This window comes from Gordonia sp. L191, from assembly GCF_030077625.1.
In the GTDB taxonomy this organism is placed as follows: Bacteria; Actinomycetota; Actinomycetes; order Mycobacteriales; family Mycobacteriaceae; genus Gordonia; species Gordonia polyisoprenivorans_A.
Map to the genome: position 1 here is coordinate 4478586 of NZ_CP125996.1, position 21902 is coordinate 4500487.

Below are 21902 nucleotides of genomic sequence, written 5' to 3' on the forward strand. Positions count from 1 at the left end.
TGTCGATGCGTTGTTTGCCGGGACAACCTTACCGGCGACGCTCGTGCACCTCGCAGCCGCCGCTCGGCGCCCTCCCGCAGGTCGCACTTTCCACAGGTCGCTGACCTACCATCTCTGCGTGTCCACCACGAGTGCCGTCGGCCGCGACGCGCGCACACCCGACCCCGGCGAACCGACGCACGCGTCGGCAGCGACCGCACTGCCCACCCCCGAGTGGCGGTCGTGGCTCGCGCCGATCGGCATCTACCTGCTGATTCGCGCCGTCGGGATTCTCGTGCTGGCCCGGTTCGACGCGCTGCGCGGCTCGTCGCTGCGGGAGTCGTTGTCGGCGTGGGACAGCAAATGGATGCTCGCGATCGCCGAGCACGGATACGACGGTGTGCCCGTCGAGCTCACCGACGCCCGCGGCTATCACACCGCCGACACCGCCTTCGCCTTCTTTCCCGGCTATCCGTACGCCGTGGGAGCACTCGCCCACCTTCCCTTCGTCAGTCCGTTCGGTGCGGCCGTACTACTGAATCTGGTGCTCGGATGCGTGGCCGCGGTGGGGACGGCGCGGTTGGGTGTGCTGTGCGTGGAGCGGATGGCCGGGCGGACACCGATGCTCGCCACTCTCGACCACATCGACGCGGGTGACCCGTATGCCCGGCGCGTCGGGCTGTATCTCGTCGCGATCTTCGCCGCGACCCCGATGTCGGTGGTCCTCAACATGGCCTACACCGAGACCCTGTTCTGTGCGCTGAGCATCTGGGCGCTGGTGGGGGTGCTGCAACGGCGGTGGGTGCTCGCCGGGATCTGCGCGTGCCTGGTCGGGACGGTCCGTCCGACCGCGGTGGTCGTCATCGGGGTGGTGATGCTGGCCGCGCTGATCGACCTGTTCGGCCGGTCTGAGTCACCGTGGTCGGGGTGGGTGGCCGCCCGCGCCTGGTTCGCGGTGGTCCTCAGCCCGCTCGGCTACCTCGGCTTTCTGGCCGTGGTGTGGGCCCAGACCGGCTCACCGACAGGATGGTTCACGATCCAGACCCAGGGCTGGGACACCCGTTTCGATTGGGGCGTCGCGGCATTCACCTTCGTCAACGATCAACTGGTGAACTCCGGCGAGGTGGCACCGGTCGCGACGTCGTGGATCATCGTCGCGACGCTGGTGATGGTGGTGGTGGCGCTCTGGGCCCGGTTGCCGTGGCCGGTCCTGACCTACGGTGTCCTGGTGACGGCGTCGATCGTGGCGTCGAGTGGTCTCATGATGAGCCGGCCCCGGTTGCTGTTGCCGGCGTTCGTGCTGCTCCTGCCGCTGGCCATCGTCCTCGCCCGGGCCCGCCCGGCGATCGGGGTGGCCGTGATGGTGCCGATCGTCCTGGCCAGTTCGTGGTTCGGGGCGCACATGCTGACGGTGTACCCGCACGCCATGTAGGTCCGGGACTCTCAGCCACCCGACACTTCTGCGGCAAATCCCCCACACAGCACGCGAAGCCCGGCGTCGAGCACCGCTCGTGGGTCCGAGAGTCGGGTCGCGTCCGGGTTGCCGGCGAGGGCGGCCAGCTGCGGCAGGCTCGTCGAGTCGACGGCGAGCCGCCCGGCGATCAGGTCGGCCAGACCGCCGGCCGGTGACGGCGACGCCTCGGCCCCCGGGCGCCGGAGTTGCTCACTGAGGAGTTGTTCGCCGACGGCGGCCAGCGCGACGCCGTTCACGAACGACCAGAACGCCAGGGCCATCTCCGCCGCCCGCACGTGCCCGACGCCGACGTCGACGAATCCGGCGATGAGCCAATCGAGTCCGGCCAGTGACTCGGTCCCGAAGGCATAGCGCGGCGTCGCATACGCGAGCACCACCCATGGATGGCGTTGGTAGAGAGCCCAGTCGACGTCGACGGCGATCTCGATGCGCTCACGCCACGTGGGTGAGCAATCCTGCACCGGATACGGAAACCGGGTGCCGATCTCCTCGGCCATGGCGTGGAGCAACGCGTCCTTGTCGGCGATGTGCCGGTACAGCGACATCGCGCCGACGCCGAGTTCGTCGGCGATCCGGCGCATCGACAGCGCGTCGAGCCCGTCGCGGTCGGCGACGACGATGGCTGCCTCGACGATCGCCGACGACGTCAGCTTCTGGACCGGCTGGGCCACCACCACGCTCCTCTCACCCCGCACTGGGAATTTTCCACTTGCGTACAGCGTACCCATATCCGTACCGTCAATGAGCGTACGTCGTACGCGGGCGCCGATCCGCGACGACGCGTACGCCACATCCACCTCGTCCCCGGATGCAGAATCCAGACACCAGATACCCCCAGATACGGAGCCCTCCTCATGACCACCGAATGCCGCACGACCGATCAGCGCCACCGGGACACCTCGGTCGCCGATCGCCGTACATGGCTCGGACTGGCCGTGCTGACGCTGCCCGTCCTGCTGGTGTCGATGGACTTCTCGGTGCTCTATCTGGCGATCCCGTCGATCACCGATGCGCTCGACCCCAGCGCCGCCCAGCAACTCTGGATTCTCGACATCTACGGGTTCCTCATCGCCGGTCTGTTGATCACGATGGGCAATGTCGGCGACCGGCTCGGCCGGCGACGGATTCTGCTCGCCGGTGCCGCGATGTTCGGTGTCGCCTCGGTCGTCGCCGCCTTCGCCCCGAGTGCCGCGATACTCATCGCCGCCCGCGCACTGATGGGTATCGGTGGTGCGACCCTGATGCCGTCGAGTCTGTCGCTGATCGCCAACATGTTTCCGAATGCCCGGGATCGTGCCCGCGCGATCGGCGTCTGGACGGCCGCCTTCGCGGGCGGTTCGGCCATCGGTCCGGTGGTGGGAGGCATTCTGCTGCACCACTTCTGGTGGGGCGTCGTCTTCCTCATCAACGTCCCGGTGCTGGCCGTGCTGTTCGTGCTCGCCCCGCGCCTGGTCCCCGAATACCGTGCACCGTCGACCGATCCCTTCGACTTCCTCGGCGTGGCGTTGTCGCTGCTGGCGATCCTGCCGATCGTGTACTCGATCAAGACGATGGCCGCCGACGGCGTCACCCCGCTCGTCGCGGTGATCGGCGTCGTCGGCGTGATCATGTTCGCGGTGTTCCTCCTGCAGCAACGTCGTACCCGAGCCCCCTTGCTCGACCTCAAGCTGTTCGGCAACGTCGCCTTCAGCGCCGCGGTCGCCTGCGCGCTCGTGGGCATGATGGCGCTGGGCGGTATGTCGTATCTGACGGGTGTGTACCTGCAGTCGGTGATGGGTCATGACGTCCTGGCCGCCGCGCTGGCCGGGCTGCCGATGGCGATCGCCGTCGCTGTCTTCTCGATCGGTGCCAGCCGGGTCTCGGCCTGGGTGGGTACCCGCACCGCGTTCGTCGGGTCGGTGGTGCTCGCCGCGCTGGGCAACCTCGGGTTGCTGTGGCTGTCCACCGACAGCCCGCTGTGGATCTATCTGGTGTCGACGTCGATCGCCGGCATCGGTTACGGCGTGCAGTTCAGCCTGGTCTCCGACGTCGTCGTCGGATCGGTTCCACCCGAACGGTCGGGTGCGGCCTCCGGCATCTCCGAGACCAGCTTCGAATTGGGCACCGCACTCGGTCTGGCGCTGCTCGGCTCACTGGCGACGCTCGTGTTCCGCGAGCACAGCTCGGGAGCCGATTTCGGCGACACCCTCGGCGAGACCCTGCATCGGGCGACCGGCATGGGTGCCGACGGCACCGCACTCGCCGACGCGGCCCGCACGGCCTTCGTCGACGGGGTTCACGCCGCCTCGCTTGCCGCGGTGATCACGCTCACCGCGCTGGCGGTGGTGCTCGCTGTGGTGATGCGGAACCCGAAGGACGCGATCAGCGGGAGCTGATCTTCGGTGTGGCCCGCTCGATGATCGACCGGGTGTCGACGCCTGCGGCGAGTGTGCCGAAGACGTCTCCCCGCTCACCCCCGAGTCGACTCGCGGTGAAGGCGTCGGCGACGGCCGGGTGACCGAAACGCACCAGCAGCGAACCCTGCAGCACCATCGCCATGTCGCCGACGATGCGACGGGCACGGTACTGCAGGGCATCGGTGTCGGCGGGATCGAGGGCGCCGAATGTCGATTCGAGATCGGCGACGGCCCGGTCCAGATGCCGGTCGGCCCCGCCCGCCCGCTTCACCTCGTCGAGGAACACCCCGAGCGTCTCGGGCTGTCTGGCGATGGCCCGCAACACGTCCAGTGCGGCGACGTTGCCCGAGCCCTCCCAGATCGACAGGAGTGGCGACTCCCGGAACAACCTGGGCATGCGCGAGTCCTCCACATATCCGTTGCCACCCAGACATTCCAGCGACTCCGCGGCATGGACGGGCCCGCGCTTGCACACGTGATACTTGCTGACCGCCAACGCGATTCGCCGGAGCAGGCCGGCACGCGCATCACCACGGGTCGCGACATCGGTCAGATCGGCCAGCCACAACGCCACCGTCGTCGCCGCCTCGGCCTCGACGGCGAGGTCGCTCAGCACGTTGCGCATCAGGGGCGCATCGGCGAGTGTCGTGCCGAATGCGCGGCGGTATGCGGCATGGTGGGCCGCCTGGGTGACGCCCGAGCGCATTGCCGTTGCGGTCCCCAGCACACAATCGAGGCGGGTGAGGTTCACCATCTCGACGATGACCTTGACCCCGGCACCCTCGTCCCCGACCCGCCAGCCCACGGTGTCGTCGTATTCCACCTCACTGCTGGCATTGGAGTGATTGCCGAGCTTGTCCTTGAGTCGTTGCAGCAGAAAGGGATTGCGGGCGCCGTCGGGCAGTACCCGCGGGACGAGAAAACAGGTCAGCCCGTCCGGGGCCTGCGCGAGCGCGAGGAACAGATCCGACATCGGTGCGGAGGTGAACCACTTGTGTCCGGTGATCCGATAGGTACCGTCTCGGTGGCGCACCGCGGTCGTGGTGTTCGCCCGAACGTCGGAGCCGCCCTGCTTCTCGGTCATCGACATCCCCGCGATGAGTCCACGCTTGTCGAGCGGAGACCGCAGGCCCGGGTCGTATACGCGCGAACTCAGCAGTGATTCATAGGTTGCGGACAATTCGGGTGCGGCCCGCAACGCCGGGACGACGGCATAGGTCATCGAGACCGGACACAGGTGCCCGGCATCGACCTGCCCCCATGCGCTGAGTTGCGCGGCTCGACGCAGATGGGCGTGCGGAGACGGATCGGCCCACGGCGCCGCGTGCAGCCCATGACCTATCGCGTGGTCCATGAGTTGGTGATAGGCGGGGTCATAGGAGACCTCGTCGATCCGATGGCCGTAGCGGTCGAACACCTGCAACACGGGCGGATGCTGTTCGGCCAGATCCCCGAGCGCGAGGGTCTCCGCGCGGCCCGCCAGTGCGCCGAGCGCTTCGACTGCACCGATGTCGTCGGCACTCAGGCCGAGATACCGCATGGCGTCGGCGACGACCGGGGACCGGGCGGGATTCGCATCGCGCAGCGGAGGAACCTGATTCGTCACTTCGTGGGTGGCCATCCACCGAGCATTACATATGAAGATCACCTGATGCAATGGTGTAATGGCGCCGTTTCATCGGCGCCGCCGATGCGCGGTGTAACGTCCGGATGCGATGACCGATCCGCTCGCCCCTCCCGTCCCGGCGCGCTCGGCGATCCTGAGCCTGCTTCTCGGTGCTCACCCACCGACGCTGACGGTGCGCGAGATCGTTGGCGCCATGCGGCTTTTCGGCATCGCGGAGTCCACGACGCGGGTAGCGCTGACGCGCATGGTGGCCGGCGGTGACCTCATCCGCGACGACGCCGGCCACACCTTGTCCGAGCGCCTTGTGCAGCGCCAACGAGACGTCGAACCACCCGAACGCCGGCCGTGGACCGGGTTGTGGGAGATGGCGGTCGTCACCACCACCGGACGCGACGCCGCTGACCGGGTCGCCCTGCGCTCGGAGATGGCACGCCAACGGGTTGCGCAACTGCGCGAGGGCGTCTGGACCCGGCCCGCCAATCTGGACCGACCGTTCTCGGCCCGTCTCCTCGAGGTGTCGACCTGCTTCGAGGCCCGCCCGCTGTCGGGCTCCGCCGAACTCGCCCACCGACTGTGGGATCTCGACGCCTGGTCGCGCCGAGGCCACGCGTTCCTCGACGCTCTCGACGATGTATCCAACCGAGGTGCGGCCGACGAGCCCAGGCGGTTCCGGATCATGGTCGCCGCTGTACATCACCTACAGACCGATCCACTGCTGCCCGACGAGCTACTCCCGGCGGGCTGGCCCGCCGAGGCACTGACCACGGTGTACACCGAATACCGCGCATGGCTCGCGGCCATGCGCGAAAACCTCCGCGAGGACCAGGTCGCCGATACCGAGCCGCGCTGACCGGGTCGCGGACCAGAGCCCGACGGGGTCTGTCACAGTGCCCACCCGAGATGGCCTCGGACACAGTGCTCAGGTCGTGCGCCGCGCATGACAGCCACGCTGCGCTCCCCGGCCGGCCACGAGCCGACGACGTAGTCTCGACGGCGTGCACGAACTCATCGAAGACCGCTGGAGCGCGCGGGGATACGACCCCGACGCCGTGATCAGCGCTGCGGAGATCACCGACATCCTCGAGGCCGGGCGGTGGGCGCCGACGTGGGGTCGAATCCAGCCGGTGCGCTTCGTCGTCGGTCTCCGCGGCGACGCCACGTTCGAGCGGCTGGCTTCCACCCTCACTCGCGGCAACAAAGGGTGGGCGCCTGCGGCCGGCGCGCTGATCCTGGTGTGCACCAGCGACGCCGCCGACGACGCCAAACTACACGACTACGGCGCCGTCGACCTGGGTCTCGCGGTGGCCCAGATGAGCATTCAGGCGGTATCCATGGGGATCAACCCCCATCCCATGGCCGGCTTCGACGCGAGCGACGCACGTGCGGCATTCGACGTCCCGGCCGACAAACGGCCGATGGTGATACTCGCGCTCGGCCGCCTCGCCGACGACCGCACGCTTCTCGACCCGGACGTCGCCGACCGCGACAGCCAACCCCGAGAACGGTTGCCGCTGAGCGAGATCGCGTTCGCCCGCAGGTGGGGCGAGCCGTTCGCCACCGCACAGTGATCCCGGCCTGACATCGTGACCGAGGCGGCCCGGACCCACCCGAGGGTCGGCGTGCTGGGGCCGGTCTGTGTGTTCACCGCCGCGGGCGAGCCGACGCCGGTCACCTCGGGACGTGCGCGCAGCCTGCTGGTGTCACTCGTCCTTGCCCATCCGCGACCCGTCTCCGTCGACACGCTCGTCGCCGATGCCTGGCCGGACCGGGCTCCCCAGAATCCGAACGGGGCGGTCCAGACCCAGATTTCGCGTCTCCGAAGAATTCTCGGCGCCGGTGCGATCGCCGGCTCGGCGGCGGGATATCGCTTGGTCGTCGACGGGCCGGTGTCGGATCTCGCTGTCGCCGAGAGTCTCTCACGGTCAACGCGGCCATCCGACACCGGATGCGGTGCCGGGCTGCAGAACTGGCGCGGCCAGCCGGGCGCCGACCTCCCCGACGGCGATCTGCGCGAACGGCTCACCGCCCGTGCCGAACGTGTATTTCGCGCACTACAGGAGGCCGACTGGCGCCGGCGGCTGCGGACCGAACCACAGATCGTGGCCACCGAGTTGGCGACCGCACGCGAGGGCCGACCACTCGACGAGCATCTCGCCGCGGTACACATGCGGGCCGCCCTTGCCGCCGGAGACCCCAACGCCGCCTTGCAGATCCACGCCCGGATCGCCGCCGAGCTCGCCGAGGCGCTCGGCGCCGACCCCGGACCCGAACTGGCTGCGGCCCACAGCGCCGCGCTCACCTACGCGCCGCCGCCACGAACTCCCCCACCTCCCTCCGACGACTACCTCGCCGATCCCGAGATGATGACGCAGTTGTCCGCGGCGCTACGTGAGTCGTCGGTGGTGACGGTGCTGGGTCCCGGCGGGATCGGCAAGACACGACTGGTCACCGAGTACATCGCCGTCCAGACCCCGATCAATGTCTTCGTGGATCTGTCCGCCGCGCGGTCCCCCGACGACGTGCGTGCGGCCGTGGCGGCCGCACTCGGGCGCGGTGCCCTGCCCGAGCAGGGCACCGCGCCTGCACCGACACCCGGTTCGGGGTCCGCGGCCGCCATCGCCGGTGCCGCCCTGGCACACCTGGCCGCCGGCGGCGCGCTGATCGTGCTCGACGGCTGCGAGCACCTGGTCGGCTTCGTCGCCGATCTCATCACCGACATCCGTTCTCGACGTTCGGATCTCACCATCGTATCCACCAGCCGCATCGGGCTCGGCCTGGTCGACGAGCGGGTCGTCACGGTGTCACCGTTGACCCCCGAATACGGGGCCGAACTGTTCGAACGGCGGATTCGCGCACTGCGACCGGGAATACAGACCGATGTCACGGTGCTCGGTGAGTTGTGTACTCGGCTCGACGGTTCACCCCTGGCCATCGAACTCGCGGCCGCACAGCTACGGCACCTCTCCCCCCGCGACCTCCTCGATCGCGTCGATTCACGGTTCGAACTCCTCACCCCGACCGGCGGCGGACGCCGGCGATCACTGGCCGAGATCGTCTCGACGAGTTGGGAACTGTTGCCCGACAACGCACAGCACGCGCTGGAGGCACTCGCCTCGCTTCCCGGTGACGTGCGCCTCGACGACGCGCTGATGTTCGCCGAGGTGACCGAGCGATCACTGGCCGAGGTCTGCAATCATTCGCTCGCCGCCGTCGTCGATCATCCGGACGGGGCGACCCGGTACCGACTCACCGAGACGGTCCGGGAGTTCGCTCGAGCCCGCACCGCTGCCGATCCCGCGCGCGCAACCGCGCTGCTTCGCGAGAAGGTCGCCTGGGCAAGCCGACTCATGACCGACGTCGCGGAGAAACTGACGGGCACCGACGTCACCGCCACCCTCGCTCGGCTCGACGAGACGACCGACGCGGTGCTCGCCGTCCTCGACTCCGTCGTCGGCGACCCCGACCCCGACGACCCCGGGGCACCCGCCCGGCTGCTGCCGATCACGCTGTGGCGGGTGGTGCGCACCGGCGGACAACCGGAACTCGGGGACCTCGCCGAGGCAGCCGTCGCGAGCGGCGACGACCCGGCCGAGATCCCCGGACTCCTCAGTGCCACCGGCTATCTCATTGCACTCGGCCGGTATCGGGCAGCCGGGCGGGCCCGTACCGCGCTGCGCCGGACGGCGCGGCGACACCCTCCCCCCGAGCATCTCGCCCCGATCGTCGAGGCCGTGTGCGGCTCGCCACGCCGGCTCGCGTACGTGCTCGCGCGGGCCTCGCGTTCGGCGAATCCGATGGTCGCCGCCGTGGCCGAGATGGCGCGCTCCGACATCGCCGAGTTCGCTGCCGCGACGTCGATGTCCCGGCGGTCGGCGTTGCGGGCGGTCGTCGCCGCCGAACGCTCCGGTCATCCATGGTTGACCGCGGCGGCACGCCACCGTCTCGGCCGCGGACACCTGCTCCTCGGCGACCGTGCCGGTGCCGCAACCCTGTTCGCGCGTGCCGCCGACGGCTATGCGGCCCTGGGATTCCTGGAAGAGAGCTCCCGCACCCGGGTCCATCAGGCGATCGCGTTGTCGGTCTCCGCGCCGGATGTTGCCGTCGAGTTGCTCGAGACCTGTCTGCGCGACTCCGGTGATTCTTCGCGAGCGTTCGTCGCGACCGCCCACGCCGCACTTGCCGATCTGCGGGTCGCCGACGATCCGTCGGGCGCTCGCCGATCCGCCGAACGCGCCATCGAGATCATCGGGCCACCCGCCGATGCCCACTGCGCCTACCTGCACGGTGTGCGCGCGGTGATCCTGCAGCGCACCGGCGAGGTGGTCGCCGCACGTCTGGCCGCCGAGTCGTTGCGGGTTTCGTTGTCGCACTTGGTCGCAGCGCCGGTCGTCAACCTGCCCGCCTTGGGCGCCGCGGCCGCCGCGGTCACACTCGTCACCGGCACCGGACCCTCCGATGTCCTCGCCGCCGCCGCTCGGGGCGCCCGCTATCGGCGCGATTTCGCGGTCATCGATCTCGGCGACGGTCCCCGCTCACGACGCACCGCACTGGTCACACTCTTGCGCTGACGAGCACGTGAAAGCGAAATGAAAGCGGCGTCGGGCAGGCTCGACACCATGCTCGCCGACAGCACTCACCATGCCGACACGCTTCCGGACACCGCGATCCACGCCGAACACCTGCGCAAGACCTTCGGTGGCGTCGTCGCCGTCGACGACGTGTCGTTCACCGTGCCTCGCGGAACCATCCTGGGCGTCCTGGGCCCCAACGGCGCGGGCAAGACGACCACCGTGCGCATGCTCGCGACGCTGATCCGCCCCGACGCCGGACGCGCGACGGTCTTCGGCCGGGATGTGACCGCCCAGGCCACCGCGGTGCGTTCGCTCATCTCGCTGACCGGCCAATACGCCTCGGTCGACGAGGATCTCACCGCCGCGGAGAACCTCGAGTTGTTCGCGCGGCTGCTGGGGTTCAGCAGTCGGGCCGCACGCGCTCGTGCCACCGATCTCATCGACCGGTTCGGGCTCAGTGCCGCCGCGCGTCGTCCGGTCAGCGGATTCTCCGGCGGCATGCGGCGCCGGGTCGATCTCGCGGCATCGATGATCCGTACCCCGGCACTGCTGTTCCTCGACGAACCGACCACCGGCCTCGACCCGACCACCCGCACCCAGGTGTGGTCCAGCGTCCGCGATCTGGTCGCGCAGGGCAGCACCGTCCTGCTCACCACGCAGTATCTCGATGAGGCCGACCAACTCTCGGATTCGTTGATCGTCATCGACAAGGGCCGGGTCGTCGCCTCGGGAGACGCCGACACCCTCAAGGATCGGGTCGGCGACCGCTCGTTGGAGATCACCGTCGACCCGGTACACCTCTCCGAGGCGCGCGAGGTACTGCGCACCGCTCTGGACACCGCGGTCACCACCACACCCGAGAACGGGCAGCTGATCGCCGCGATCAGTGATCCGTCGGCCGCGGCCCGTGCGGTCGTGGCGCTCGACGGCGCAGGCATCGGTGTCGGGGAGGTCTCGGTGCGACGGCCCAGCCTCGACGACGTGTTCTTCTCCCTGACCGCCGGGCCGTCCACGGAGGTGGCGGCATGAGCACCGCCACCGGAGGTGGCCACATGAGCACCGTAACCGAAATCCCCACCCCGGGACTGCACCTCGACGCCCCCGTCGACCACATCGGTATCGGCAAGGCCGTCCGCGACACCATCACGATGGCGCGCCGAGGACTGTTGCGGCTCAAGCACACTCCGCAGCAGCTGTTCGATGTGATCGTCATCCCGATCGTGTTCACCGTGATGTTCGCCAACATCTTCGGGGGCGCCATCGCCGGCAGCGTCGACGCCTATCTGCCGCAGCTGGTTCCGGGCGTGCTGGTTTCGGTCGCGATCACCGCGTCGGTGGTCACCGGCGTGCAACTGCGTGAGGACATGGACCGCGGTGTCTTCGACCGCTTCATCTCCCTGCCCATCGCGCGTATCGCGCCACTCGCGGGCTCGTTGATCGCCGACGTCGTGCGGTATCTCATCGCCGCGGTCATGTCCATCGGCGTCGGCATGATCCTCGGGTATCGGCCGTCGAGTGTGCTCGGCACGATCGCCGGCATCGTCCTGACCCTCTTCGCGGCCTTCGCGATCAGCTGGATCTTTGCGCTGATGGGAGTGCTCATGTCGAAAGCCTCTGCGGTTCAGGGGGTGTCGATGCTGGTGCTCATGCCACTCACGTTCACCTCCAACATCTTCGTCCCGGTGACGACGATGCCCGACTGGATGCGCACGCTCGCCGACGTCAATCCGATCTCACATCTGGTGTCGTCGCTCCGCTCGCTGATCAACGACGGTCAGGTCACCGCACACGTGGGCTGGACCCTCATCGGTGCGGTGGCGATCATCGTCGTCGTCGCGCCGATCACCGTGCGCGCCTACCTCCGTCAGGCGTGAGGTGTCCCCCGACCAGCCCGAACGTCTCACCGTCGACGACGACCTGTTCCTCCGTATGGAACACGCCCTCGGTGTCCCCGTCGTCAATCAGGCCATCTGGCGTCTTCCGGGCCGCGTCGACCCCGGTGAGTTCGCGGAGCTCGGCGGCGCCCTGAGCGGCGGACGCCTGGCCCGACTGGTGAATCGGACGCCGTTCCCGCAGCGGGACAGATGGATTCACACGCCCTCTGCCGGCGCCCACGCGGTCTGCGGCGAGGCAATCGCGGCGCACGAGATACCGGGGTGGGCCCCGCGGCAGGCCGAAGTCGGTGTGGATGCCGTGGTGGGCCCGGCATGGCGACTGACCGCCGTCCACGTCGACGACACCGGTGAAACCGTCGTGTCGTGGGTCAATTCGCACGTCGTCGCCGACGGCGGTGCGGTGATCACCGGTATCGAGGAGGCCGTGGTCGGCGGGACCTTCGACACCGCCGACGCCCGGGCCGGCGTGGGTGACGCGGTCCGGGACGGTGCCCGGACCCTGCTGCGTGCCGCCGATGCCGCCCGAGCGCTGGTAATGTCACGGCCCACGACCCCCACCCGCCCGCCGGCACCGCCGGTCGAGCCGCTGCCCGCGACCGGACAACCGGGCGTTCCCGCACCGAGCCCATCGGTGGTGGTCACCGTCGACGAGACCGAGTTCGACTCGGCCGCAGCCGCTGTCGGCGGGACCGCCAACACCCTGTTCACGGCGGTGGTGATCGGCGTCCTCGAAGCCACCGGCCGGGTTGCCGACGGCGACGAGATCCCCGTCGGGCTACCGGTCTCGACCCGAACGCCCGGTGATCGACGGGCCAACGCCACCACCGGTGCCACCGCGCTCTATCGGTTGAGTGCCGCACGACACCGCGATCTGCGTCCGCTACGCGCGGCGAGCAAGGCTGCGTTCGCCGCGGTGTCCGACGAGCCGGGAGCGCTCGAACTCCTCGGTCGGATCGCGCAACCGTTCGGCAACAGCATCGTTGCGCGTCTGGCCGCCGATGCCCGGGCACCGTTGTGCCTTGCATCGAACCTCGGATCGCTGGGCAACGACTTCGCCGGCCTGGGCTTCGGCCGACCCGGACCGGTCGCCATGCGGTCGATGACGCTGGGCGCCACCCCGGAAGTGTTGCGCCGCATGGACGGAGGCATCAGCGGATGGTCGTCACGCAGCGCCGGTCTGGTCACCCTGTGCCTGACCGCTCTCGACCCCGTTCGGGTACCCGACGAGCCGACGCTGAGGGGCCTCGTCGCCGAGGAACTCGGGCGCTGGCGGTTGCCCGTCACAGTCTGGGGTGCCTGACCGCCTTCAGACCGCTGCTATCGGGAAAGTCCCTGCGGCACACGTGCGTCGACGATGTCAGCGGCGGTGCGAACCGCGTGATCCGGGCTGATCATCCTCGCCGCGAATTCGGTGGCGGCGGCACGAACCGAGGCGCTGCGCGCGACCGCCAGGTCGTCGAACACCGTCTCGGTGGTGAGGTGAGAGAAGCGCCGCCCGGTGCCCAGCCCGAGGTCGGCGATCCGGCCGGCCCAGAACGGCTGTTCGGCGGTGAACGAGTACACGATCGCCGGGATGCCGGCACGCAGACCGGCGGCGGTGGTTCCGGCGCCTCCATGATGTATCACCGCAGCACACCGCGGCAGCAACCATGAATGATCCACTGCAGCCACGTCGTAGGTATCGAAAGATTCCCCGGCTGCGGAGGACGCACCGGAATCCGAGGAAATACTCTGCGCCCCCGGCCGATCACCGAAGGCGAACACGCATCGCATCCCGTGGCGCCGGGCAGCCGCGGCGATCATCGCGCGCGTCGCCGCGGGATCGGCCATCGGCATCGACCCGAATCCCACGAACAGCGGCGGCTCCCCGGCATCGAGCCACCGCACCAGATGCACATCGGCACCTGATGTTTCGTCGAGCGCCGCACGCGCACGGGAGGGCAGGTCGAGGAAGCCGACAACCGGTTTGATCGACGGTCCCGGCCGCCACTGCTCGGCCAGGCCGGGCACGATGCCCGGATCGTAGGCCTGGATCTGCGGGATCTGTGCGAGGTTCAGTCGCTCCGCGCACGACGTGCGAACCGGATACAGACCCGCTCGTCGCCGAAAGCGGTTCTCGCCGTGTCGCATCAGCGACCACACCACACCGTCGTGAGCTCGCCACGCCCGCCGCGTCCAGTGCGGTGTCCACCCGTCGGTGACCCCGGGGATCGGTCCGATCACCGTGTTCTCCGACATCGGCGCGTATCGCAGCACTGTCAGCGGCACACCGAGTTTCTCGGCCACGGCCAGCCCACGAGCCTGACACAGCGGTGCGGCGATGAGGGCATCGACCTCGGTGATCGTGGGATCGTCGTCCAGAAAGGTCGCCATCATCGCGTCGTCGAATGCCGCGATACCCGAACGCGCGGTGTCGAGCGCGAATTTCGCCGCACGCAACGGATGTGCCGTTCGCTGGGCGTCGAGTGCCTCGTCGGAGGACCATTGCCGATCGGTGTCGGCACCGATCGGCACCACCTCCCCGGCCCCGGCAGCGGTTGCCAGCGGCACGAGGTTGGGCGGAACCGCAAGCGTGACACGGTGTCCGCGGCTCGCCGACTCCAGGGCCAGACACAGGCCCGGTTGGATGTCGCCTCGGCTGCCGTAGAGCAGGAACACCAGGTGCGCCCCACCGGGCGTGCCGGTACGCATGGCTGTGTGGATCACCGCCGAGTTCACCAGAACCTGTGTGGGAGACCCCACGCGGACAACTCGTCGCCGACCAGTCCCGCGAGACGTTCGCCGTCGCCGTAGTACTCGGGCACGAAACCGGCGAACGTCATGGTGACACGGTCGCCGTACTCGACGATCCACGTCGACAGACCCGGGCCCGGCACCGCGAGATCCCGGTCGGCGCCGTCGCGCACCAGCAATCGCAGCAGGAACGACGACGCGGGCACACCACCGATCGCGCGGACCTTCTCGTCGAGCACCCCGAGATTGGACACACTGACATCGGGTGCCGGAACACTGCGCAACGCGACACCCAGAACGCGGCGTGGCATCATCCGGACCAGCGGCTGCAGATCGTCGGGGACGTCGGTTCCCGACGTCGCATAGGCGGCGAACGCATCTCGACTCAGTGCCCGAAGGTATCCCAGATCGTCCGGCCAGCGGCGCCGAGGGTCGATCCGCAGCCATACCCCACCCGAGGCGTTCGCCCGCTGGTCCTCGGGCCCGCCACGCTTGCTGACCGCCACGCTCACGCGCAGCTGTTCTCCGACAGGAACTCCCGACCTGTGCACCACACCGCAGGTCACGGCGGTGTACAGGGTGTTTCCGGTGCCGCCATGGGCTTTCGCGCACGCATGCCATCGGTCACGGTCGATGTCCACGGCGACCAGGCCGGCGCGGTAGGGATCGTAGGTCGGTGCAGCCGAGACGCTTTCGGCCGTGGACGCGGGGCGAGCCGAGTGACGTTTCTCCCGCGCCGAACGCAACGCCGCCCGGGCCGAGCGTCCCGCCGCCCGCACCTGGCGCGCGCTGTCGCGGAAATCGGCGCGCACTGCCGCCAACCCCCGCGCGCTGTGTATGCCCGGCAGCTCGACGACCGCACCATCGGCGGCCGCGATGATCGCACGCATGATCGCCTCACCATCGGCGACGAGGTGTGAAGCCATGAGCACCACGACGCGGCGTTCCTGCGTCGTGGTGGTGGTGTGCAGGCGCCACGCCGGTCCTCGTGACGGCCGGAGATCGGTGGCGCGCAGAACCTCGTCGGCCCATGCACCGATGGCGGCATCGTCGATACGGGCACCGGAGATCATCTGGGGCGCAGCCGGTGACCGCAACCACCGGCGCTGCGCCCCCGGTACCCGGCGCGGTCCGACACTGCGATGGAGCAGTCCGCGACTCAGCGCCTCGGCGAACCGATCGACGGCGTCGCGCCCGGGGTCGTGATCGAGGACCCAACAGTATTGGATGGATGTGCCGTAGCCGAGTTTCTCCTCGGCGAGCAGGAACGCCTCGTCCGGGCCGCTCACCCGCGGTACGGGTGGCGCCGCCGCACCGCGACGTGGTCCGGCACCGACGATGTTGCCGGGGTTGTCGACTCGCGCGGTCATGAACGTCCCGTCACGGCAGACCCCGTTCGGTGGTCGAGCGCGGCAGGTTGCGGACCGAGAACGTGCCGGCGTCGGCGTCGTAGGCGCGGATCAGGACCAGGCGCGCGGCGTGGACGATGATGACCGGCGGCAGATAGCCGAACGCCGCACCGGCGGCCAGCCCATAACGGCGATGTAGCAGCAGGGTCCGCGGCAGGAAACTCATGTACTCGGCGAACGCCGACACACCGGTCTCCATCCGCCGCGGGGACACACCCACTGTCAGCGATGCCAGGAAAGCGTTGCGCCCGTTGATATCCTGCACGCACAAGCCCATGTCGACGTCTTCGAAGATGTCGCGGCGCATGCTCACTCGCGTGCGGATCACCTGCCACACCTCGCGCCGGACCACCATGTTCGATCCGTAGAGGACCGGGATCTCGCGGGGTTCGGACGATTCTTGCGCGCTCGCCCGTTCGCGACGCAGGCGCCGCGCCACCGGCCGGAGCAGCCGCGCGATCCTGCTCATCGAGCCCTCGAAGGGCAACCCGTAGGCGGCGCCCCGACCGCACAGCGCCGACCATTGGCCCTGCGAATCCGCCTCGAAGAACTCCACTATGGTCCGCGCCCACCCCGCCGGAATCCGGGTGTCGGCGTCGATGCGGGCGATGACGTCCCCGGTCGCGCTGTCCATTCCGGCATTTCGCGCATGCACAAGACCTTGGGTGGATTCATCGACAACCCGGATTCTCGGGGTCCTCCGTGTTCGCTCCTCGACGATCTCGCGCGTCGCGTCCGTCGAATTGTTGTCGACCACGATGATTTCGGCGATGTCGTCGATCTGGTCGATGAGCAGATCCAGGCAGGTCCCGATGGTGTCCGCCTCATTGAACACCGGGATCACCACCGACAAGAGAACCCGGCCGTCATCCTGCGGCACCGACTCGACACGATCGGCATGTGCACCATCGCGAACCGCACGGGTGGACGTCTCTGAGATCACCGTAATCCCTTGTGTCGTAGCCGATCGGCACCACGGCCGGCCGACAAGGCAAATCCACCGGCATCGGTGCCGGATCGCATTGAACATCGGGTGAAGACACACCGGAGAACGGTGATCGGCGAGCACGCGCATCGCCACCGTCGTCGAACATGACCCCCGTGATGTCCTTCCCTGCGGAGCTTAGGTCAGGTTCGGATGCCTGGCAATACATGGGGTTCTGGGTCACATCAACGAATTCGCATGAAAACGACCACGTCTGCCCACCGCGTCAATTCTCGGACGCTCGCCTCCCCCGATTCCTCAGGCCGTGATGAATCACGGGAAAACCGGGTATTTTGCATCATTAACCACGGACACGGCAAGCCCGGCGAAACGTCACCTATGTCTCACCCTGCTCCGCTGGTCACCTCACTGCGGCGGCCCTAATGTCATACACGTGTCACCGTCAGCGGTTGGGGATGGCGGTCGGCACACGCCGCCGACGACCCGACGACGGGCGATGCCGACGGCATTCACGGCTATCGATGTGAAGCCTTTCTCCCCAACGGCGTTGACGCGCGGAACGGGGACCGTGCGCACGCCGTTTCCGTCCGTCTAGTCACCCCGGGGGATGTCATGGAGTACACAGAGCTCGCCGACTATCCGGTCCCTGCGGGCCGCATCACCGAGTGGATCCCGACGGTCGAACCCGACCGCTGGCAATCCGACGATCGACCACTGTCACCCAATCACACTGCGCATCTATACAATTCGGAGTCGACGCCGGAGACCGGAGATCTCGGATTGGGATCGTGGATCGGTACCGCCTTCCGGTTGCCCGCCGATTTCGATCACTCGACGTTCGCCGCGGTGCTGCGCGCCTGGATCGTTCGGCACGACGCCTTCCGGACCACCGTCACCCGCCGTGGCGACACCCACGCCCGGGTGGTCGTGGTCGCCGACTCGGTGACGATCTCCGCGCGGGAACAGCAGACTCCCCCGCCCGGTGTCGGCGTCGACCGGCATCTCGAGCGGTTCTTCGCCCGTGAGGTGAGCGCCGTGCGGTGGCCACATGTCGTTGCCGTCACCATCGAACCCGACAGCCCGATCGAGGCGGCGAAGGGCGTCACCGTCATCGTCGCCGCCGATCACTCGGTGATGGACGCCTACACCCAACTACTGCTCATCGCCGAGTTCCGCGAGATCCATCGGGCGATCGTCGAAGGGCGGACACCGGCGCTGCCGTCGTGCGGCTCCTACGTCGACCACTGCGCCCGCGAGTTCCGGACCGCCGAAACCATCACCGCCGAACACCCTGCCGTGCAGGCGTGGCGGTCCTTCCTCACCGCCGACGACGGCCGGCTACAGATGCCTCGCCTCCCCTTGCCGACACAGCCCACCGGAGCGGTGGCCGACAGCGCAGGATGGCAATCCAGCATTTCTCGATGGCTGCTGACCGCGCAGGAGACCGACGCCTTCGCCGCGGCCTGTAAGAATCACGGCGCGTCGATGTCCGGTGGGGCGTTCACCGCACTCGCAGTGGCGATCCAGCGGCTCACCGGCCGCACGACGACTCGGTTCGTGATGCCGATGCACACGCGCACCGATCCGCAGTCGCTGGCCGCGGCTGGCTGGTATGTGGGACTCGTGCCGGTCGAGATGTCACTGGAGGGTGCCGAAACCTTCAGTGCTGCGCTGGGTTCGGTGAGCAGTGGGGTGCGTAGGCATGCGGCTCTCGCACATGCGCCGCATCCGCGTATCGCCTCACTTCTCGGCATCACCGAGGCGCCGCGCTTCGCCGTCTCCTTCGTCGACGGGCGGCACGTACCCGGTGCCGACGCCTGGGGCGACCGGGATCGCGCGCTGCGCAGTCGGATTCACAACCTCGACGAGGTGTACCTCTGGATCAATCGCCTCCACGAGGGGATCAACATCTCCCTTCGTTTCCCCAACAACGAGATCGCCGCGGCGTCGATCCATGCTCTGCTCGCCGAGTACCGGGCGGTCCTCCTCGAGGTCGCCGGTCGCGGTGAACTGACGCTCGACACCGCGACGCCGCCGGAGCACATCTTGTCGACGACGCGCTCGGCGGAGCCGCGATGAGACTCGGTCCGGCTCACGAGTGGGCACCCGCTTCCGGTGACGTCGTGTGCTGGGCGCCGTCGGAACGGTCCCTCGCCGCGGCGGCCGTCGCACCGCCGCATCCGGTGGGGCCGTCCTTCCTGCAGCACGACCACATCTCCTCTACGCTCCGGCACCGCGAGGCCGGGCGCGAGCACCGCGGATTCACCTGCAGCGTCATCACGGTGCACGACGATCTCGACACCGAGCGCATGACCACGGCCCTGACGGACTTCGTCCGTGCGCATGAGGGTCTTCGATCGTCGTTCCGGCTCAACGGTTCTGCGGTGACTCGGTATGTCGTCGACGTCGAGGACGTGGCGTTCACGACGATGACGCTCGGTGCGATCGATCCGCATCAGCATTTGGCACAACGCCTTCCGATATCAGCGGTGTTCGATTCGTGGCCGGGCTGCGCGTTCGGGGCGGTCGTCCGTCCGGGATCGTTCGATCTCTACTACGGCGTCGATCACGCCTACGGCGACGGAGCGTCGCAGATACTCGGTATCGCCGAGATCCTGGCCCGCTACCGTGGCCTGCCCGACGATCCGCTGGTCACCCATACACACGACAGCTTCCTCGACCACGTTGCCGCCGAGGCGACTTGCGCAGCACAGGTCTCGGCGCACTCACCGGGCGTGGCCGAGTGGCGCCGAGTGCTCGGACGGTCGGGCGGGACAATCCCCGCCTTCCCCTTACCTCTGGGCCTCGACTCCGACGACGGTGGAGTGGTGATTCCACAGCCCGTGTACGTCGACGCCGACATCCTCGCCGACAGCGAGACGACGACTCGGCTGGCCACGCTGGCGAACGGACACCAGACCTCGATGACAGCGGTGATCTACGCAGCACTCGGACTGGCGCTGCGGTCGGTGGCCGACGCCGAATGGTATGCCACGGCAGCCGTTGTCAGCACCCGGCGGGCCGACCACTACGCCGGCTCCCAGGGGTGGTTCTGCAATTTCGCACCCGTGGGCTTCGAGGTGGCCGGCGACACGCTCGAGGATGTACTCGACGACGCGGCCGCTGCTCTTGCCCGATCCCGGGCGGCCGCGAGCGTCCCCGTCCATGCCGCGCTGGGCGTCCTCCTCGCCGAAGGCGCGATCGACCCAGCTGTCGTGGCGAGCCCACAGATGGTGACCTACCTGGACCTCCGATGGTTTCCGACACCTCCGAACACCACCGATCTTCTCGTCTTCACCGGCGAGGGACGTACCAGCAATGCGTCGTTGTGGATCACCCGCGATGAGGACGGGCTCCGGATCATCACCCAGCGCCCCGACAACCCGGTGGCCTCCGACTCGGTGAGCCGCTGGTTTCGCACGCTCCGAGACATTCTCGCCGCCGCAGTGGCGGCCAACACCGTGGAGGTCAGCTGATGCGCGTCACCGCCATCGATCAGGTCGAGTTGACCGGTACCCTCACCGAGATGTCGGTGACCTGGGTCGGCGCGCCCGCTCATCGCGGGCTGCCGGTCGGCTTCAATCAGGGCAACCATCTACGGGCCCAGCGCAGTGGCCGCGGGGCATGGCTGGCCGGGAGAGTGACCCTGCCCGACGCACGTCCCGATCCGTCAAGGGTCGCGGGAGCGGTGACTCGCCTGCTCCGCGAACATGATGCCCTCCGAGCGTCTTTCACCGTGTCCGTGGTCCCGACGCAAGACATCTTCGACGCCACGCAGTTTCAGGTCCGTCCCAGAGTGGTCGGGCGGGTGTGGCACGGTTTCGTGGAATCATTGCTCACACAGCGTTGTCGGGCCGGCGAGGTTCCCGGGGTATTCTTCGGAATCCTCGACGACACGGTGATCTGCGCGTTCGACCACGCTCACGCCGACGCAATCACCATCGACCTGGTACTCCGACGGTTGTATGAGTACTACACCGACGCGACAACGCCGTCACCTGCGACGCTGCGCTACGCCGATCGTTGTCTGATCGACGCCGCCGGGGCGTCGTCACAGAACCGGTGTGACGACGCCGACTCAACGCGACTGATGCAGGTGTGGCACGACTTCTTCACTCTCACCGAGGGTGCCGTTCCGGCGTTTCCGCTGTGCCTCGGCACCGGCCGCGCACCGCAACGAACCAACGTGACTCCTCTGCTCGATGACTCCGAGTGTGCTGAACTGCTATCGGATTTGTCGTTCGCGACGATCCTGTCGGCACTCGCCGCCGCGTTCGCCGACGTGGGTGGCCCGAAACGCCTGGCGACGCTGATCCCGATACACACACGCGGCCCCCGAACCTCCGGATGGCATGACACGGCCGGGTGGATGGTGTCCAACGCCCCGGTGGTCGTGAGTGCCGGTGACCCCGAGAGCGCAACCACGTGGTTACGTCACACATCCGAGTTGACCGACCTGCCTCTCGATCACGTTCTGGCTCAGTGCCGTCCACACCTGCCCACCGAAGACATCTTCATGGTGTCCTACCTGGACTACCGCAAGTTCGGACCGGCACTCCCCGGCGCAGAACACATCTCGGCGGTGACGTCGACCGATACGGCGCAGTTCTGGTTCACCCGTTCCGACACCGGCCTCGAATTGCGCGTTCGTTACCCCGCGCGACCCGTCGCCGATGAGGTCATCGCCGGTCTACTGACAGCACTCCACAGCCGGTTACGCGAGCCCCGGCCGGTCGCCCTACCCGCACACTGATCGAGACGTATCCGGGCAACCGGTATACGCCGGCGCCCTTCCGACCAGACGGTCATCCGGGCCACAGTGGTCCGGTTCCAGCTCTGCTGCAAGCAGTTTCGAGGCTCGCCGCACGCGGC

At 68.4% G+C, this 21902-nt stretch carries 16 protein-coding genes; 11 read left to right on the plus strand and 5 right to left on the minus strand.

The features are described 5' to 3' along the window. Window positions 1-118 precede the first annotated feature (118 nt). Window positions 119-1411 carry a putative hexosyltransferase gene (locus QNM97_RS20360; RefSeq protein ID WP_283820055.1) on the plus strand — a complete coding sequence of 431 codons (1293 nt, stop codon included), beginning with the start codon at window positions 119-121 and terminating at the stop codon, window positions 1409-1411. Window positions 1412-1422: 11 nt separating this feature from the next. Here QNM97_RS20360 and QNM97_RS20365 read toward each other — a convergent pair whose 3' ends face one another. Next, window positions 1423-2181: a TetR/AcrR family transcriptional regulator gene (locus tag QNM97_RS20365; RefSeq protein WP_283820056.1), complete on the minus strand. Its 759-nt coding sequence runs from the start codon at window positions 2179-2181 to the stop codon at window positions 1423-1425. Window positions 2182-2307: 126 nt separating this feature from the next. Here QNM97_RS20365 and QNM97_RS20370 point away from each other — a divergent pair, with 126 nt between their 5' ends. Then, window positions 2308-3828: an MFS transporter gene (locus QNM97_RS20370; protein ID WP_283820057.1), complete on the plus strand. Its 1521-nt coding sequence runs from the start codon at window positions 2308-2310 to the stop codon at window positions 3826-3828. Here QNM97_RS20370 and QNM97_RS20375 read toward each other — a convergent pair. After that, window positions 3815-5470, minus strand: a complete 1656-nt coding sequence (locus tag QNM97_RS20375) for an acyl-CoA dehydrogenase family protein (protein WP_283820058.1) — start codon at window positions 5468-5470, stop codon at window positions 3815-3817. The two genes, QNM97_RS20370 and QNM97_RS20375, sit on opposite strands and share 14 nt — an antisense overlap. Window positions 5471-5564: 94 nt before the next feature. Here QNM97_RS20375 and QNM97_RS20380 point away from each other — a divergent pair, with 94 nt between their 5' ends. The 6 genes from QNM97_RS20380 (at window position 5565) to QNM97_RS20405 (ending at window position 13242) form a co-directional block, all read left to right on the plus strand. Next, window positions 5565-6326: a PaaX family transcriptional regulator C-terminal domain-containing protein gene (locus tag QNM97_RS20380; RefSeq protein WP_283820059.1), complete on the plus strand. Its 762-nt coding sequence runs from the start codon at window positions 5565-5567 to the stop codon at window positions 6324-6326. 145 nt (window positions 6327-6471) lie between these two features. Next, complete coding sequence (locus QNM97_RS20385; protein ID WP_283820060.1) at window positions 6472-7044, plus strand: nitroreductase family protein; 573 nt, start codon at window positions 6472-6474, stop codon at window positions 7042-7044. A 15-nt stretch (window positions 7045-7059) separates the two neighbouring features. Beyond that, a complete protein-coding gene (locus QNM97_RS20390; RefSeq protein ID WP_283820061.1) occupies window positions 7060-10044 on the plus strand; it encodes an ATP-binding protein in 2985 nt (994 codons plus the stop codon). Between the two features lie 48 nt (window positions 10045-10092). After that, entirely contained in the window at window positions 10093-11076 is a 984-nt protein-coding gene (locus tag QNM97_RS20395) for an ATP-binding cassette domain-containing protein (RefSeq protein WP_283823265.1), read from the plus strand. Next, a complete protein-coding gene (locus QNM97_RS20400; protein WP_502874941.1) occupies window positions 11073-11921 on the plus strand; it encodes an ABC transporter permease in 849 nt (282 codons plus the stop codon). The genes QNM97_RS20395 and QNM97_RS20400 overlap by 4 nt, the downstream gene beginning before the upstream one ends. Before the next feature lies 1 nt (window position 11922). Next, entirely contained in the window at window positions 11923-13242 is a 1320-nt protein-coding gene (locus tag QNM97_RS20405) for a hypothetical protein (protein WP_283820063.1), read from the plus strand. Window positions 13243-13259: 17 nt separating this feature from the next. Here QNM97_RS20405 and QNM97_RS20410 read toward each other — a convergent pair whose 3' ends face one another. The 3 genes from QNM97_RS20410 to QNM97_RS20420 are packed head-to-tail and all read right to left on the minus strand — an operon-like array spanning window position 13260 to window position 17027. Then, on the minus strand, window positions 13260-14633 hold the full coding sequence (locus tag QNM97_RS20410) for a glycosyltransferase (RefSeq protein ID WP_283823266.1): 1374 nt from the start codon (window positions 14631-14633) through the stop codon (window positions 13260-13262). 23 nt (window positions 14634-14656) lie between these two features. Further along, window positions 14657-16045: an amino acid adenylation domain-containing protein gene (locus QNM97_RS20415; RefSeq protein ID WP_283820064.1), complete on the minus strand. Its 1389-nt coding sequence runs from the start codon at window positions 16043-16045 to the stop codon at window positions 14657-14659. Window positions 16046-16055: 10 nt separating this feature from the next. Then, window positions 16056-17027 carry a glycosyltransferase family 2 protein gene (locus QNM97_RS20420; protein ID WP_283820065.1) on the minus strand — a complete coding sequence of 324 codons (972 nt, stop codon included), beginning with the start codon at window positions 17025-17027 and terminating at the stop codon, window positions 16056-16058. Window positions 17028-17642: 615 nt separating this feature from the next. On the opposite strand from QNM97_RS20420, the gene QNM97_RS20425 reads away from it, so the two are divergent. The 3 genes from QNM97_RS20425 to QNM97_RS20435 are packed head-to-tail and all read left to right on the plus strand — an operon-like array spanning window position 17643 to window position 21783. Then, window positions 17643-19109, plus strand: coding sequence for a condensation domain-containing protein (locus QNM97_RS20425; protein WP_283820066.1), 1467 nt, complete (start codon window positions 17643-17645; stop codon window positions 19107-19109). After that, a complete protein-coding gene (locus tag QNM97_RS20430) occupies window positions 19106-20506 on the plus strand; it encodes a condensation domain-containing protein (protein WP_283820067.1) in 1401 nt (466 codons plus the stop codon). The genes QNM97_RS20425 and QNM97_RS20430 overlap by 4 nt, the downstream gene beginning before the upstream one ends. Continuing rightward, window positions 20506-21783 (plus strand): amino acid adenylation domain-containing protein, encoded by a 1278-nt coding sequence (locus QNM97_RS20435; RefSeq protein ID WP_283820068.1) that lies wholly within the window; start codon window positions 20506-20508, stop codon window positions 21781-21783. The genes QNM97_RS20430 and QNM97_RS20435 overlap by 1 nt, the downstream gene beginning before the upstream one ends. The last annotated feature ends 119 nt before the right edge of the window (window positions 21784-21902 follow it).